The sequence below is a fragment of the Veillonella dispar genome (assembly GCF_937975875.1).
GTDB lineage: Bacteria > Bacillota > Negativicutes > Veillonellales > Veillonellaceae > Veillonella > Veillonella dispar_B.
On sequence record NZ_CALJSP010000074.1, the window covers coordinates 1 to 15,078 of the forward strand.

16 protein-coding genes are annotated in these 15,078 nt (G+C 37.3%); 15 read left to right on the plus strand and 1 reads right to left on the minus strand.

Annotated elements, in window-relative coordinates; translation table 11 throughout:
* Positions 1–63 precede the first annotated feature (63 nt).
* The 14 genes from Q7P05_RS03510 (at position 64) to Q7P05_RS03575 (ending at position 12,995) form a co-directional block, all read left to right on the plus strand.
* Positions 64–618, plus strand: coding sequence for a lytic transglycosylase domain-containing protein (locus Q7P05_RS03510; protein ID WP_303930481.1), 555 nt, complete (start codon positions 64–66; stop codon positions 616–618).
* Complete coding sequence (locus Q7P05_RS03515; protein WP_303930484.1) at positions 602–1,297, plus strand: hypothetical protein; 696 nt, start codon at positions 602–604, stop codon at positions 1,295–1,297. Before Q7P05_RS03510 ends, Q7P05_RS03515 begins: the two co-directional genes overlap by 17 nt.
* A 265-nt stretch (positions 1,298–1,562) precedes the next feature.
* Positions 1,563–2,021 carry a ribosome maturation factor RimP gene (gene rimP / locus Q7P05_RS03520; RefSeq protein ID WP_105089540.1) on the plus strand — a complete coding sequence of 153 codons (459 nt, stop codon included), beginning with the start codon at positions 1,563–1,565 and terminating at the stop codon, positions 2,019–2,021.
* 17 nt (positions 2,022–2,038) lie between these two features.
* Positions 2,039–3,115: a transcription termination factor NusA gene (gene nusA, locus Q7P05_RS03525; protein WP_105089094.1), complete on the plus strand. Its 1,077-nt coding sequence runs from the start codon at positions 2,039–2,041 to the stop codon at positions 3,113–3,115.
* 2 nt (positions 3,116–3,117) lie between these two features.
* On the plus strand, positions 3,118–3,387 hold the full coding sequence (rnpM, locus tag Q7P05_RS03530) for an RNase P modulator RnpM (protein WP_105089095.1): 270 nt from the start codon (positions 3,118–3,120) through the stop codon (positions 3,385–3,387).
* Between the two features lie 12 nt (positions 3,388–3,399).
* Positions 3,400–3,705 (plus strand): ribosomal L7Ae/L30e/S12e/Gadd45 family protein, encoded by a 306-nt coding sequence (locus tag Q7P05_RS03535; protein ID WP_105089096.1) that lies wholly within the window; start codon positions 3,400–3,402, stop codon positions 3,703–3,705.
* 15 nt (positions 3,706–3,720) lie between these two features.
* Positions 3,721–6,165 (plus strand): translation initiation factor IF-2, encoded by a 2,445-nt coding sequence (gene infB, locus Q7P05_RS03540; protein WP_303930490.1) that lies wholly within the window; start codon positions 3,721–3,723, stop codon positions 6,163–6,165.
* Positions 6,166–6,174: 9 nt separating this feature from the next.
* Positions 6,175–6,531, plus strand: coding sequence for a 30S ribosome-binding factor RbfA (gene rbfA, locus Q7P05_RS03545; protein ID WP_005386857.1), 357 nt, complete (start codon positions 6,175–6,177; stop codon positions 6,529–6,531).
* A gap of 17 nt (positions 6,532–6,548) precedes the next feature.
* A complete protein-coding gene (locus Q7P05_RS03550) occupies positions 6,549–7,493 on the plus strand; it encodes a bifunctional oligoribonuclease/PAP phosphatase NrnA (protein WP_303930493.1) in 945 nt (314 codons plus the stop codon).
* Positions 7,493–8,434, plus strand: a complete 942-nt coding sequence (locus Q7P05_RS03555; RefSeq protein ID WP_303930496.1) for a tRNA pseudouridine(55) synthase TruB — start codon at positions 7,493–7,495, stop codon at positions 8,432–8,434. The genes Q7P05_RS03550 and Q7P05_RS03555 overlap by 1 nt, the downstream gene beginning before the upstream one ends.
* A 2-nt stretch (positions 8,435–8,436) precedes the next feature.
* On the plus strand, positions 8,437–9,369 hold the full coding sequence (locus Q7P05_RS03560) for a bifunctional riboflavin kinase/FAD synthetase (protein ID WP_295820696.1): 933 nt from the start codon (positions 8,437–8,439) through the stop codon (positions 9,367–9,369).
* A 13-nt stretch (positions 9,370–9,382) separates the two neighbouring features.
* Positions 9,383–10,147, plus strand: a complete 765-nt coding sequence (locus Q7P05_RS03565) for a shikimate kinase (RefSeq protein ID WP_005386853.1) — start codon at positions 9,383–9,385, stop codon at positions 10,145–10,147.
* Complete coding sequence (locus Q7P05_RS03570) at positions 10,147–12,300, plus strand: ATP-dependent RecD-like DNA helicase (protein ID WP_303930498.1); 2,154 nt, start codon at positions 10,147–10,149, stop codon at positions 12,298–12,300. Before Q7P05_RS03565 ends, Q7P05_RS03570 begins: the two co-directional genes overlap by 1 nt.
* Positions 12,300–12,995 (plus strand): ComF family protein, encoded by a 696-nt coding sequence (locus Q7P05_RS03575; protein ID WP_303930501.1) that lies wholly within the window; start codon positions 12,300–12,302, stop codon positions 12,993–12,995. Before Q7P05_RS03570 ends, Q7P05_RS03575 begins: the two co-directional genes overlap by 1 nt.
* Before the next feature lie 46 nt (positions 12,996–13,041).
* On the opposite strand, the gene Q7P05_RS03580 is transcribed toward Q7P05_RS03575, so the two are convergent.
* Positions 13,042–13,644: an HD-GYP domain-containing protein gene (locus Q7P05_RS03580; protein WP_004693025.1), complete on the minus strand. Its 603-nt coding sequence runs from the start codon at positions 13,642–13,644 to the stop codon at positions 13,042–13,044.
* Positions 13,645–14,594: 950 nt separating this feature from the next.
* On the opposite strand from Q7P05_RS03580, the gene Q7P05_RS03585 reads away from it, so the two are divergent.
* The coding region (locus Q7P05_RS03585; RefSeq protein WP_303930504.1) for a transporter substrate-binding domain-containing protein at positions 14,595–15,078 on the plus strand (484 nt) is incomplete at its 3' end.

The following is a 15,078-nucleotide window of genomic DNA, read 5'->3' on the forward strand; positions in this document are numbered from 1 at the left end:
TAGCATTTGGTTATAGCTAGGTTATGGTAAATATATAGTAATTATATGTAGAAAGGGGGATTTATGAAACGTGCAACGGCAACGGCGTTATCGTGCGTCGTACTTGGGTGGTTTTATTTTGCTCATTTAGATGATCCTTTAGCGCGTCAAGTGGCGTACCCCTTTAACTATAGAGATGTAGTGATGGCTGCAGCTGAGAAGGAACAGGTTCCACCGTCCTTGGTAGCTAGTGTTATCTTAGCTGAAAGTAAATATAAGAATACTGCGGAATCTGAAACCGGCGCTCTTGGATTGATGCAACTTATGCCAGATACAGCGCGATGGGTAGCTCAACAAGTTGGACATGGCAATTATACAGATCGCCAGTTAAAAGAGCCGGAAACTAATATTGAGTTAGGTACATGGTACCTAGGTCATTTGTTAAAGGAATTTAATGGTGATGAGGTGCAGGCGTTAGCTGCGTACAATGCGGGACGTGGTCATGTTGAATCTTGGCTCAATGAGAATAAATGGAATGGCATGGTTGATACCATACCTTTTCCTGAAACGCGTAGCTATGTAAAAGCTGTCTTACAGTATCAAGAAAAGTACGAGGCATTATATGGAAACGATTATTGAAGCTTGTAAAGCATTAGATTATTCATGGTTGCCTCAGCAGATTGAGGGATTTACCTTAGTGGCGTCCAATGAAGCTGATTTTACGGTACTCCTTGAGCGTATTTCAGCAGGTGAAGAGGTATTAAAGGTACCTATTTTCCATTATCAAAATGATTTGGGGTGGCGATGGTCTGCCTTATATGATAAAGAGGTAGAGGACTATACAGTACATATTGAAATGCCACTATTTTCCTTTGTTGATATTTCTTTTGTGCGTGCTGATTTAGAGTCGTTTTGGCAAGGATTACAAGATCGCTGTGTCAAAGGGTTAACTAATATGTTAATAGAGCCAGCGAATAACTTTACCTTTACCTATCGTCGTCGAGGCATTCCTGAATGGGATTTTTCCGAGGTTATGCCTAAAGAACTGGAAGGCTTTGTATGTGATATTGATCCAGCTCATGCAATCCGGATGATTAATGGTTCTTTTATTATCGGTGAGTATCGTAAGATGGACGAATGTACAGGATTATTGCTATATTATAACGAATTGCGAGATGAATACTTTGCAGAACTTCGTTATAAAAATTATCCTGAAATAGACCATCACCTAGATGCTAAAAATTTAGATGATTTAACTGCAGTTCTACGTGAACATTTGGGTCCTATATTAAAAGGATTAAATGAACGCGTTGATTAAGGATAATCATTATATATGACTATGCTATTTTTGGAGTTATTTTATAATCATATGAAATAATCTAAGTGGGAATGTTTGGTTGAAGCCCATAAGAAAGCGTAGAATTTGTATATACACAGCAAATGTGATATACTATATATGACTTTTATATAAATCTTTTAAAAGAGTGGGCTTATGTCCACTCTTTCATTTATGATTAGCTTAATTGTAAGGTGAATGAATCAAGAGATATATACAAGATGTAGTAATGAAGGAGGCGATGGCTATGAAGAGAGAAGCAGTAGAGGAATTTGTATCCTCTGTAGTTGAAGGTATTATAGCCGGCACCGAAATGGAACTAGTCGATGTAGATTACGTTCGTGAACGCGATTGGTATTTGCGTGTCTACCTTGATAAACCAGGTGGTGTAGATTTGGATGACTGTCAGATGGTTAGCGAAAAACTAAGTGCTGTCCTCGACGAAAAGGATCCAATTACGGAAAACTATTTATTGGAAGTATCTTCTCCAGGCCTAGATCGAGTTCTTAAGAAGGATAAGGACTTGATTCGCTATAATGGTCGTGATGTTGATATTCAGCTATTTAAACCGATTAATGGTAGTAAACAATTTACTGGTGCATTAGAAGGTTTTACAGACACAACTATCGATTTTACTATCAATGGTGAAAGTATGACATTCGAACGGTCTGCCATTGCACAAATTCGATTACATCTTGATTTTTAATATATGGAGGCATACGAGTGAGTCAAGAATTAATTCAAGCGGTAATGGTGCTTACAAAGCAAAAAGGTTTTGCTCCTGAGGTTATTTTTGAATCCTTAGAGGCTGCATTGTTGCAAGCATATCGCAAAGAACCAACATCTAATCCAGATGCTTACGTTGTGATCGATCGTGAAACAGGCGTTTATAAAGTTATGGCTAAGAAACAAGTGGTAGAAACTGTAGAATTGCCAGAAACAGAAATTAGCTTGTTAGAAGCTCGCAAAATTGACAAACGTTTTGAAATTGGTGACGTAGTAGAAGTTGATGTTACTCCAGCTAACTTTGGCCGTAGTGCTGCCCATACTGCAAAACAAATGCTTATTCAACGTTTGAAAGAGGCTGAACGCAGCGTAGTATATGAAGAATACTATAGTCGTGAAGGCGATATCATCACTGGCGTTATTACACGTGTAGAAGGTAAAAATGTATTTATCGACTTAGGTAAAACAGAAGCTATTTTACCTCCTACAGAACAAATTGCTAGCGAAACATATCGCGAAGGGGATCGTATTAAATGCTACATCGTAGAGGTTAAGAAAACTACGAAGGGCCCTCAAATCATGATTTCCCGTACACATCCTGGTTTATTGAAACGCCTCTTTGAATTAGAGGTGCCAGAAATTTATGAAGGTGTAGTAGAGCTTAAATCCGTAGCTCGTGAGCCTGGTATGCGTTCCAAAATTGCTGTATACAGTCGCGATGAAAACGTTGATCCAGTAGGTGCTTGCGTAGGTCCTAAAGGTCAACGTGTACAACATATCGTTGATGAATTACACGATGAAAAAATTGATATCGTTAAATGGGATGAAGATCCAGCAATTTATATCGCTAACTCCTTGAGTCCAGCAAAGGTTGTATCTGTTGATGTAAGTGAAGAAGAAAAATCCTCTTACGTTGTAGTTCCTGATTACCAATTATCCTTGGCAATTGGTAAAGCTGGTCAAAATGCTCGATTGGCAGCCAAATTAACTAACTGGAAAATCGATATTAAGAGTGAAACTCAAGCAGCTGAAGAACCTTTTGCAGGTTTCGGAAATGCTGAGGACGGTGAATAGTCATGAAACCGAAATCCCAACCTATGCGCACATGCGTAGGATGTGGTGAGCCTAAGGCGAAACGTGAATTAATTCGCGTAGCCTTAAGTCCAGATGGCAATATCAGTATTGACCGTACTGGAAAAGCACCGGGGCGTGGAGCGTATTTATGTGAGTCCATGTCATGCTTTGAGCAAGCCTATAAGGCTAAGCGATTAGAACGGTCATTAAAGCATAGTGTATCGAAAGATATATACGAAGCATTACAACGTGATTTACAAGAGAATGAGTAATCACTGATATACATGAATGAAGATAAAATTTTAAATCTCTTAGGATTAGCACAACGAGCTGGCAAGGTTATTTCTGGTGACTTTATCGTAGAAAAAGCCATGAAGAGAAAGGAACCTAAACTAGTCCTTCTCGCTGGCGATTGTGCATCCAATAATGAAAAGAAATATAATCAATTAGCAGAAACACATCATATCCCACTTCGTAGCATTGGTACTAAAGAAACTTTAGGAACTGCTATTGGTAAAGAGGTTCGGGTAGTGGTCGCAGTACTAGATGATGGATTTGCAAAGGCGTTACTAAAAGAGATTGATCGATAATAAGGGGGTATGTAGATGTCCAAAAAGCGCGTTCATGAAATCGCCAAAGAGTTTGGCGTAGAAAGTAAGCAGGTCATTTCTATCTTGCAACAACATAATATTAATGTTACAAAAGCAGTAAACTCTGTAGATGATTCAGGCTATGATATTGTTAAAAAACAATTAAGTAAGAAAGCTGAAGCACCTAAAGCTACACAAAAGGTAGAACAAAAATCTGCTCCAACAGCAGCACATAAACAAGAGGCTGCACCACATAAACAACAAAATCCAAATCGTTCTAACGAATACAAAAAGGATAATCATAAACAAGGTGGTCAAAAACAAGACGATCAATCTAAACAAAACGACCATAAAAAGGGCAATGTACGTCATGTACAAATCTCTGAGCCTACACGTAAATCCGAAGGTAACCAACAATCTGGTGACCGCGCTAATAACCGCCCTAACAATAACAGAAATAATGATAATCGTAATAACGGTCGCCCTAATGATGCTCGTAATAACGATAATCGCAATAACGACAATCGAAACAATGATAACCGCAATTCTAATAACAATGATCGTCGTAACAAGAAGAATAAAAAAGGTGGCAATAACCGCCCTCAATCCTTGTTATCTACATCTATGCAAAAGAAAAAGAATCGCGTAAAACATCGTAACGAACAATACTTACAACAAAAAGCTGAAGCTGAACGTAAGGCTGAAGCAGCGATTGCTACAGAAATCGAATTATCTGGTCCTTTAACTGTTAAGGAACTAGCTGAAAAGATGGGCCGTGAAGTATCTGAAATCATCAAAAAATTGATGCTTTTAGGTGTTATGGCTAGCATTAACCAAGAGGTTGATGTTGATACAGCTACAATCGTAGCTGAAGAGTTTGGTGTAACTGTAACAGAAGTAGAACCTGAAGAAGATCCAACAGATGTTATTGAAATTGAAGATGCACCAGAAACATTGAAACCTCGTCCTCCAGTTGTTACTATCATGGGTCACGTTGACCATGGTAAAACATCCTTGTTGGACGTAATTCGTCAAACTAATGTAACAGCTGGCGAAGCAGGTGGTATCACTCAACATATCGGTGCATACCAAGTTCGTTATAACGACAATAAAATTACATTCCTTGATACTCCAGGTCATGAAGCGTTTACAGCTATGCGTCTTCGTGGTGCTAAATCTACAGATATTGCTGTTCTTGTAGTAGCTGCTGATGATGGTGTAATGCCTCAAACTATTGAAGCCATAAACCATGCTAAATCTGCTGATGTACCAATTATTGTTGCTATCAACAAAATGGATAAACCAGGTGCTAACCCAGACCATGTTAAACAACAATTGGCTGAACATGGACTTTTACCAGAAGAATGGGGCGGCGATGTAATCATGGTTCCAGTATCTGCTAAACAAAAACAAGGTATCGACGATTTGCTCGAAAATATCTTGCTTGTAGCAGAAGTTATGGAATTGAAAGCGAACCCTAACCGTAAAGCGTACGGCGTAGTTATCGAGGCTCAACTTGATAAAGGCCGTGGTGCTGTATGTACAGTACTAGTACAAAAAGGTTCCCTCCGTGTAGGTGATACTGTACTTGCTGGTACAGCATATGGTAAAGTACGTGCCATGACAAATGAACGCGGTGAAAAAGTAAAAGTAGCTCGTCCTTCTATGCCAGTAGAAATCTTGGGCTTCTCTGAAGTTCCACAAGCTGGTGAAATCATCAACGGTATGGATGACAACGAAGCACGTGCAATTGCTGAAAAACGTATTGCAAAACAACGCGTCCAAGAATTACAAGCAACTCACAAGGTTACATTGGATGATATCTTCAACCAAATTCAACAAGGTGAGTTAAAAGACCTTAACATAATCATTAAAGCTGACGTTCAAGGTTCTGTAGAAGCATTACGTCAATCTTTAGAAGGCATTAAAAATCCTGAAGTACGTATTGTTATCGTTCATGCTGCAGTAGGTGCTATTAACGAATCCGATATCATGTTGGCTTCTGCATCTAATGCAATCGTAATGGGCTTCAACGTACGTCCAGATGCTAATGTTCGTCGTGCTGCAGAAAATGAAAAAGTTGACCTTCGTACATATCGCGTAATTTATGATGCTATCAATGACGTTGAGTCTGCGATGCGTGGTATGTTAGCTCCTCAATTCAAAGAGGTTGTCGTTGGTCGTGCAGAGGTGCGTCAAGTTATCTCTACACCTAAGGCTATCGTTGCTGGTTCTTATGTAACAGAAGGTCGTATTACTAACGACTCTGAAGTTCGTTTGATTCGTGATGGTATTGTCGTATTTGAAGGTAAGGTTGACTCTTTACGTCGATTCAAAGACGAAGTTAAAGAAGTTAAAACATCCTTCGAATGTGGTATTTCCTTAGAAGGTTACCGCGACATCAAGGAAGGCGACGTAATCGAAGCGTACTTGATGGAAGAAATTGCACCTCAAATTTAGGAGGTTTATATGAGTGACGTTCGTGTCAGAAAATTACAAGAATTTATCAAACAAGAGGTAAGTCAAATGTTGATGCGCGGATTGAAAGATCCACGCATCGGCTTCACTACTATTACCGATGTTCATGTAACAGGTGATTTGCGTGAAGCTACGATTTATGTCTCCTTGTTTGGTTCCGATAAGGAAAAAGAAGATACACTTATCGCTTTAAAGCATGCAGCGGGTCATATTCGTACGGAACTTGGCAAAGTACTTAAATTGCGCCATATTCCTTCTATCACATTCGATAAGGATACGTCTTTAGACTATAGCATGCATATTGAATCCCTTTTGAATGAAATCAAAAAGGACGAAGAAAAAAATTAACACAAAGGATAGAGAACATGAGTAAGATTACTATTAATCAATTACATGTGGCTCTGTGTGAAGCTAATTCTATTATGCTAACCGTCCATGTTAGACCCGATGGTGATGCTATCGGGTCCATGGTGGCCTTTTACGAAGCCCTTGTAGGGCAAGGTAAAACTGTATATATGGTAGTGGATGATGTAGTTCCTGAAAAGTACTCATTCTTACGATATACGGACCACATCCATGATGTAGCGTATTTTGAAACAAATCCTGTTGATATTGATATGCTAATGGTATTGGATGCTAGCACGTATGAGCGAATTGGCAAAGTAGGTGCACTATGGAGTGCACCTATTTTTAATATAGACCACCATATTTCTAATACGGAGTTTGCGGATCATCTATATTTAAAGCCTAATTTTGCTGCTACTGGTGAAATCGTTACCGATTTATGTACAAAATGGAATTGGCCTATCACCGAGTCTATGGGTACTGCTTTATATATGGCTATTGCTACTGACTGTGGTTTCTTTAAATTTAGCAATACAACTGCCAATACGTTAGAAATGGCTGCTAAATGTGTAGCAGCCGGTGCTAGACCTAATGTTATTTCTGAAACGATTGAGGCTGTGTCTGCAAGTCGTCTGGAATTAACAAAACAAGTTATGCAAACTATTGAGTTCTACAAGAATAATACAGTAGCTACCATCGAGTTGAATCGCGAGGCTATGAACATTCTCGGCGATGATACAGATGGCTTTGTGGATATTATTAGAAATGTAGATACTGTTGATATAGCTATTTTATTGAAAGCTGAAGCTGATGACAGAACACGGGTAAGTTTACGATCTAAAGGTACCGACGTGAATGCTATTGCTAGCAATTTTGGCGGTGGCGGTCATATTCGAGCTTCCGGTTGTACGATTAATCTACCATTTCAAGAAGCGAAACAGGCTCTCATTGAGGTGATTAAATAATGGATGGCATTTTACCATTTTTAAAACCTCCTGGTATAACAAGCCATGATGCTGTTGCTATTTGTCGTCGCATTTTAAAAGAAAAGCGCATTGGTCATAGTGGTACTTTAGATCCTATGGCCTATGGTGTGTTACCCGTTTTTCTTGGTAAGGCTACGCGGCTTATTGAGTATACAGAGGGGTTTGATAAAACCTATGTGGCAGAATGTAAATTTGGTACTTTTACCGATACTGAAGATAGTTCTGGACAAGCTGTATTACCTGATAAAGATATGGTATTGCGAGACGGTGTTCGAGTGAATGAATCCATTCAAAGTTCAGAACTATCCAATGCTATGCTTAAACCTACTTTTGATGAATTAGTTAATACATTAAATACCTTTATTGGTATTCAAGATCAGAGACCATCAAAATATTCTGCTATTAAGATAAATGGTATACGTGCTTATGAATATGCTCGTAAAGGGATTCCTGTAGAATTGCCATTACGGAAAATTCATATAAAAAATATTGAGCTTGTAGCGTATGGCTTTCCATATTTTACAGTTCGTGTAACATGCTCTGGAGGCACTTATATTCGTTCATTATTGCGTGATATCTGTGTTTCATTAGGTATACCAGGAACCATGACATCCTTGGCACGTACTCAAGTAGGACCATTTGATATTGATTCTGCTAAAATGGCTGAAGAGTTGATGCTTCATGGTGAAAGCCTATTGTTACCAACGGATACAGCCGTTTCTCATCTTTCAAAAGTAATGGTAAATAGTGTACAATTAAAGATGATGGTGCAAGGTAAGGAATTGCCTATTAGTAGCGAATTTTCTTATACTGAACCGGAACATTATTATAGAGCCTATGGTCCTCATGGATTTATAGGGATTATGAAACGAACTAACCACTCTTTGAAGGTGGAAAAAAATATTTTTATTGAAGGATAAGTATGAAGCAAATACATTCGTTTGATGAACTGCGTCAAATCAAAGATACAAAAGTATATGCCCTAGGTACCTTTGATGGTATTCATCGAGGTCATCAACGAGTTATACGCAAGGCCGTTGATGAGGCAATGGCAGTTAATGGTGTTAGTATAATCATTACCTTTGAACATCATCCACTAACTATACTACATCCAGATCGAGTTCCTAAACGGGTTATTCAAGAAGAGATTATGGATTCCGTTCTTGAAGATTTGAATGTAGACTATATTTTACGGTTGCCTATGACTGAAGAGTTACTAAAAATGAGTGCTGACGATTTTTTGGGCGCTCTTTGTACAGATATGAATGTAGCTGCTATCGTAATTGGTGAAAACTTTACATTTGGTGCAAAAGGTCTTGGTAATCCAGAATATATGCAACAAGTATTAGCGGATAAGCATATACAAGTTTTGGTGCAGCCTTTATTACCTTGTGATGGACTCAGTACACCTATTTCAAGTACGGAGATTAGAAAGGCCATTCGAGAAGGGCGTTTAGAAGATGCCACACACTGGCTTGGACGACCATTCCAATTTAAAGGAACTGTTATCAAAGGTGATCAACGAGGACGTACATTAGGGTTCCCAACATTGAACTTGTTGCTTCCTAATGAAATGGCTACACCTCCAGATGGTGTATACGCTAATCGCGTGTGTATCGATGGTATTTGGTATGATGGGGTAGGAAATATTGGGGATAATCCTACATTTAAGAATCAGTACCATAGATGCGAAGTACATGTATTTAACTTTGACCAAGATATATATGGAAAAGAAGTAATTGTACAATTTATTTCCTATCTTAGAGGGGAAGTTAAATTTAATAACTTACAAGATCTTATTGATCAAATGAAGGTAGATGAAGAACAGGCTCTAGCTGTTTTAGCTAAAGCATAATAAGGGGGTTCTCATGGATATTAAAGAAGCTCGCAAACAAATAGATAGTATCGACTCCGTACTTGTTACAGAGTTTGAAAAACGTCTCACATTGATTAAAGAGATTGGTAAATATAAGGATGAACATCATTTACCACTCATTGATGAAGAACGTGATGAAAGTATTATTGCGTTGCATACTGAAAATTGCAAAGATAAAACATTAGCACCTTATATTGAAAATTATATAAAAACTGTTGTGTCTATGAGCAATGAGTTTTTAAAAGAGCATATGCATAAGCATATTTTCCTCATCGGCATGCCAGGCGCGGGTAAGACAACAGTTGGCAAAATGCTAGCTAAAGAATTAGGCAGAGACTTTTACGACCTAGATCAAACAATTCAAGATAAAGTTGGTAAATCTGTTCAAAAAATCTTTATTTATGACGGTAAAGATGCTTTTAGTGAATATGAATATAACACGATTAAGGAATTAATTCATAATAAACCATCTGTCATTGCTACCGGTGGTGGTACTGTTACTTATGATAAAACAGTTAAGCTAATGCGCAATAATGGTCTTGTTGTATTTGTTAATCGCGATGTGAATCATATCTTAGATGATTTAGATCTTGAAATTCGTCCACTTGTAAAAGAAAGTATTGAATATATCTTCAATGTATATGAAGAACGATATCCTTTATACGAAGAAGTGGCACATATCAAAATCGGTAATGAAGGTAGCATTACCGATGCGGTACAAGAAATTATTGAAGCTTTGCCTAATACGGAGAAATAATGGACGCCATACGAGGATTTGTATACCGAACTATATATGAGAATACACAACGTACGTATTGCGTGTTTGTCCTTAAGGATTATAATGAGGAATACATTACTTGTACTGGTAAATTTGAGTCTCCTAAAGAAGGAGAAGATATCGAAGTTCGAGGCCGTTATGTAGAACATGAAAAATATGGTCGTCAATTTGATGCTACTAGTGTAGAAAAACTTAAACCTGATAACATGGGGGCTGCTAAGACCTACTTATTAAATTTAGGTATTAAAGGTTTTGGAGAAAAGTCCGTAGAAAAGGTTCTTGAGTATTTTGGTATCCGTATTTTAGAAGTTTTACGGGAGGAACGCCCCGAAGAAATTAAGGATGTTCCTGGACTTCGTAAAAGTGTTAAGGACGAATTATTTAATACCTTACTTGGTGAAGGTATTTTATCCGATTTAAATCACTTTTTTGAAAGCCATCATATTTCTTCTAAATGGAGTCGTATCGTATACACCTATTATGGTGTTCAGTCTATTGCTGTTATCGAGGATAATCCTTATACCTTGTTACGTGTGGCTCCAGATATGCTTTTTGGCACCGCTGATACGCTAGCAGAACACTTGGGTATTACAGGTAGTGATACACGCCGTTTAGAAGCGGGATTAGAATGGATTCTACGCAGTTTGGATAATCAAGGGCATACGTGTTTGCCTGTGGATCAACTTATCGGTCGTTTAGACGATTTATTACAAACTGATGTAGATGATATTGCTAACTTTATTGAAAGCCTATTGGAGCAAGGTGCTTTATATAGTACATATTATGAAGATATCCTATATATTTACCCTCCAGAAATGTACGTGTCTGAAGTAGAAAGCGTTCATTATACAAAAGATTTCTTATTAGAAGCAGATCCGATATCTCTTGATATTCCTAGCTTTATAGAAAAGTTTGAAGCTGATAATCATATTACATTTGGGGATGCCCAAAAAGAGGCTATACAGCTATCCTTCTTTGAAAAGTTTTCCCTTATAACTGGTGGTCCTGGTACTGGTAAAACGACGATTATTAAGGCCTTAGTAAAAGGCTTCCAACTTGGTGGACTAGGGCGTATTATTCTTTGCGCTCCTACGGGACGTGCTGCTAAACGACTTACAGAGGCTACAGAATTTGAAGCTACTACGATTCATAGATTGCTAGTACCTGTTCAAGGTAGTGATTCCTATGACTTTACTAAAAATGAAGATGATCCATTAGATATAGATGTTATCATCATTGATGAAGCATCTATGCTTAATGTACGCTTGTTCTATTCCTTAATGGCGGCCATTCCAAAGGAAGCCCATGTCATTATCGTTGGTGACGTTGATCAACTACCACCTATTGGTGCTGGTTTTGTATTAAAAGACTTACTCCATAGTGATTGTGTTCCTTATACACGGCTCAACCAGATTTATCGTCAAAGTTCTGGTAATACTATTGTTGAAAGTGCCTATGCTATTAACCGTGGTGAAATGCCGAATTTGGATAGCGTAAGTGAAGAGTTTTCTTTTATTCCTGTTAAGTCTTATGACATGATGATGAAAGCTATCATTGATGTGTATAAACGAGAACAAGAGCATGTAGACGATGAATTAGATATTCAAATTATTTCTCCTATGCGCCGTGGTGAAGCAGGTAGTACATTAATTTCTCAATATGTACAGCAAGCTGTTAATCCGCCGGATAGCTTAAAAGGGGAAGCTCGTGTAAATGGTATTACCTACCGTGTTGGCGATAAGGTTATTCAAATTCTTAACGACTATGAGTTAGAGGTCTTTAATGGTGAAATTGGTGTCATTTACGCCATTACACGAAGCGATATTTGTATCCGATTTATCCATAAAGATGTTCGTCTACCTATTGATGAAGCTCATATGATTATGCCTGCTTATGCGATTACAGTTCATAAGAGTCAAGGTAGCGAGTATGGTGTAGTTATCATTCCATTTGTACCACGTTATGGTGGTATGTTGCAGCGTAATTTGTTGTATACAGCTGTTACAAGAGCAAAACGGAAGGTTATCATTGTGGGTACTACAAGCGCTATAGAACGTGCTGTACGTACTGTAAATGCAGATGAACGATATACATTGTTTAAAGAAAGACTACAAGGGAGATGTGATTCGTAATGAGTCTTTGGGATTTCCTATTTCCACCTGTATGTCCTCATTGTGGTGCCTCTGTAGCAACACAAGGGGATTGGTGTGAAACTTGTTTTAATGATCTATTACATATTCGTCATGTACCACATAAATTTTTACATTATGTAGATGATGTATGTGTGCTAGCAGACTATTGTGGTGGTCTAAAGTCTATGATTTACGATGTAAAATTTAATGAAAAAAAGGAGCAGTCCAAGGGGGCTGCTCCTTTTTTAGCATCGTACAACTTTTACATGAAATATGATGAGTTTAATATTCTAAATGGCAATTGTAAAACTGTATATGATTATATAGTTCCCGTACCTTCAAGTGAGACTAAGAAGAAAAAGAGGGGCTATAATCAGGTCGATTTGTTCTTTAAAAAATGGGCATACTCGTTAGAGAAAATAGATAAGCCATATTTTGTATGGCTAGATTGTATATATAAGTTTGATACTTCTAATGATATGTGGTCCTTAACCCATAAAGAACGACATCAAAATATAGAGAATGCTTTTGTGATCAAAGCAGAGTATAAAGATATTGATTTCTCCACAAAGCGTATTTTAATTGTAGATGACATTTATACTACAGGGGCAACAATCGAAGCCGTAGCTAAGGTTCTTAGGTCCTATAATCCTAGTAGACTCGATGCTCTGACACTAGCTAGCGGTAGTTTTTAATTATATATAAAAGCGTTCACCGAATGGTGAACGCTTAATCATTATATTAGCCTAGCACATCGATAAATGCTTTTACTACATCTGGATCAAAGAGAGAGCCGGATGCACTAAAGAGTTCTTCTTTAGCTTTAGCTTTTGTTTTTGCCCAAAATTCTGTAGAAGGATTAACTGTTGTATCATAATAATCTGCAACAGCAATGATTCTAGCTCCTAATGGGATGTTAGCACCACGCAAATGTTTAGGGTAACCAGAGCCATCCCATTTTTCATGATGGTAACGAATATAAGGCAAGATTTGTTGGCAGCAAGGGTAGTTTTCGATCATATTCGCACCACTTGCAGCATGTTGCTTATACTTGGACATTTCTTGTTTATTAAGATATGGAGATTTTTGGATTAATGCATTAGGTACCATTAATAATCCTACGTCATGAAGTAATGCTGCATGGCGAATTTGTTCAATTTCATTTAATGGTAAACCCATTTTAGCAGCAATACTAACTGCATAGTTTGAAACTTGGATAGAATGAGTGTACAGATGATAGCTTTTCATTTGTATCATCTGCAAAAGCTGAGCGCTAATGGCTTCTAAACTGTCCTTCTCCAGTTCGTACAACCCAGATGGTTGCATTAATGATAACATAAACATAATAAACCCCTTTAACTAACATGTAGAACATATGGTACAACCCCTCGTACTTATGTTCATATCGTACAACTTTAGGCCGTTCTTATTTAATAGTATACAAATTATACACCATAAATAATATTTTGTGTATGATACGTATGTTCTATTATACATGTTGTATTCATATTTGGCATACTAAAAATAATTGACATTTTAAGAATGTACTAAATATAGTACCTAGAAAAACTAATTTTATAAATATTAAAATAATATGAAGAATATTTTAGGTTTTCTATGACAATTTTCTATACATACCAAAAAAGGGGTTGCAAAATTTATTCTCATTTCAATGAGAACTGAACGATGCTATGTTCGGAAATATAATTTAATCGTTAGGCCTTATTTATTTTAAGAATGTATATATAATTATAAATCTAGACATGTATAGTGTTATTCTTTATAATACGTCTATACGGGTCTGTGGTTGAAAGTCGATGCCAGTCGCAGGCGAAACGATCCACATAAGCAACCCAAGGGGTTGTGAGCATGGTGCGGCTTAGGTGTAAGTCCTGCCGGTAAAACCGAGAGGGGTAGTAGTGGGGAGTCTCGGACTTATGAGCGAACCCTCCAGCAGGCGAGTGTGGGGGCAAAGACCAGGTCAGCCGTATGCGGGCACATGAGGCTTTTCTCATGTGCTTTTTTCTTTTTATACATCTGTATATTTAAAAATGGTGAAAATACCGATTCTTATGGGAAAGTTTTTATACATTATTATTATAAATATACAATCAGCAGTGAAGAAATTGGCAGAGAATTTGGTTTAAGAGTTTTGGAATATTATAATCATCCAAATATAAATATAGCAATTTTGCGATTATATTAAAATTTATATACAAAATTATTGACATAATTATACTAAGTGGTATACTAGTGGAATAAAAATAGTTAGTTTGGTAAATGAGGATGATTCGATGTTAAATAGCAAGTTAAAAAAATTAATCATTGGTGGTTGTATGTTAGTAATGGCCGGTACTGTAATTGGCGGTTGTGGATCTTCTACACAAACAACTTCTAATAAACTCATTGTTGGTACTAATGCCACATTTGTACCATTTGAATTTAAAGATGAAAAAACTCAAGACTACACAGGCTTTGATATTGATTTAATTCGTGCCATTGGTAAACGTATCAATAAAGATGTAGAGCTTAAGAATGTTGCTTTTGATGCTTTGATTCCAGCTTTAAATACACATGATATTGATGTAGCTGCATCTGGTATGACGATTACCAAAGCTAGAAGTGAAAAGGTATTATTCTCTTCTCCATATTATGAAAATGCCCTTGCTGTAGTATATAAAGATGGCGCAAATATCACATCTCTTGACGATCTTAAAGGCAAGAAAATTGCTGCTCAACTAGGCACAGATATTTATTTCATTAAAGTCATATATCAAT

Bases quoted from the DNA above. Each gene is read 5' to 3' on its own strand.
- Q7P05_RS03565 (WP_005386853.1), top strand. From the start codon at position 9,383: ATGGATATTAAAGAAGCTCGCAAACAAATAGATAGTATCGACTCCGTA.
- rbfA (WP_005386857.1), top strand. From the start codon at position 6,175: ATGAGTGACGTTCGTGTCAGAAAATTACAAGAATTTATCAAACAAGAG.
- Q7P05_RS03555 (WP_303930496.1), top strand. From the start codon at position 7,493: ATGGATGGCATTTTACCATTTTTAAAACCTCCTGGTATAACAAGCCAT.
- Q7P05_RS03575 (WP_303930501.1), top strand. From the start codon at position 12,300: ATGAGTCTTTGGGATTTCCTATTTCCACCTGTATGTCCTCATTGTGGT.
- Q7P05_RS03550 (WP_303930493.1), top strand. From the start codon at position 6,549: ATGAGTAAGATTACTATTAATCAATTACATGTGGCTCTGTGTGAAGCT.
- rnpM (WP_105089095.1), top strand. From the start codon at position 3,118: ATGAAACCGAAATCCCAACCTATGCGCACATGCGTAGGATGTGGTGAG.
- rimP (WP_105089540.1), top strand. From the start codon at position 1,563: ATGAAGAGAGAAGCAGTAGAGGAATTTGTATCCTCTGTAGTTGAAGGT.
- Q7P05_RS03510 (WP_303930481.1), top strand. From the start codon at position 64: ATGAAACGTGCAACGGCAACGGCGTTATCGTGCGTCGTACTTGGGTGG.
- Q7P05_RS03570 (WP_303930498.1), top strand. From the start codon at position 10,147: ATGGACGCCATACGAGGATTTGTATACCGAACTATATATGAGAATACA.
- infB (WP_303930490.1), top strand. From the start codon at position 3,721: ATGTCCAAAAAGCGCGTTCATGAAATCGCCAAAGAGTTTGGCGTAGAA.
- Q7P05_RS03535 (WP_105089096.1), top strand. From the start codon at position 3,400: ATGAATGAAGATAAAATTTTAAATCTCTTAGGATTAGCACAACGAGCT.
- Q7P05_RS03515 (WP_303930484.1), top strand. From the start codon at position 602: ATGGAAACGATTATTGAAGCTTGTAAAGCATTAGATTATTCATGGTTG.
- Q7P05_RS03580 (WP_004693025.1), bottom strand. From the start codon at position 13,644: ATGTTTATGTTATCATTAATGCAACCATCTGGGTTGTACGAACTGGAG.
- Q7P05_RS03560 (WP_295820696.1), top strand. From the start codon at position 8,437: ATGAAGCAAATACATTCGTTTGATGAACTGCGTCAAATCAAAGATACA.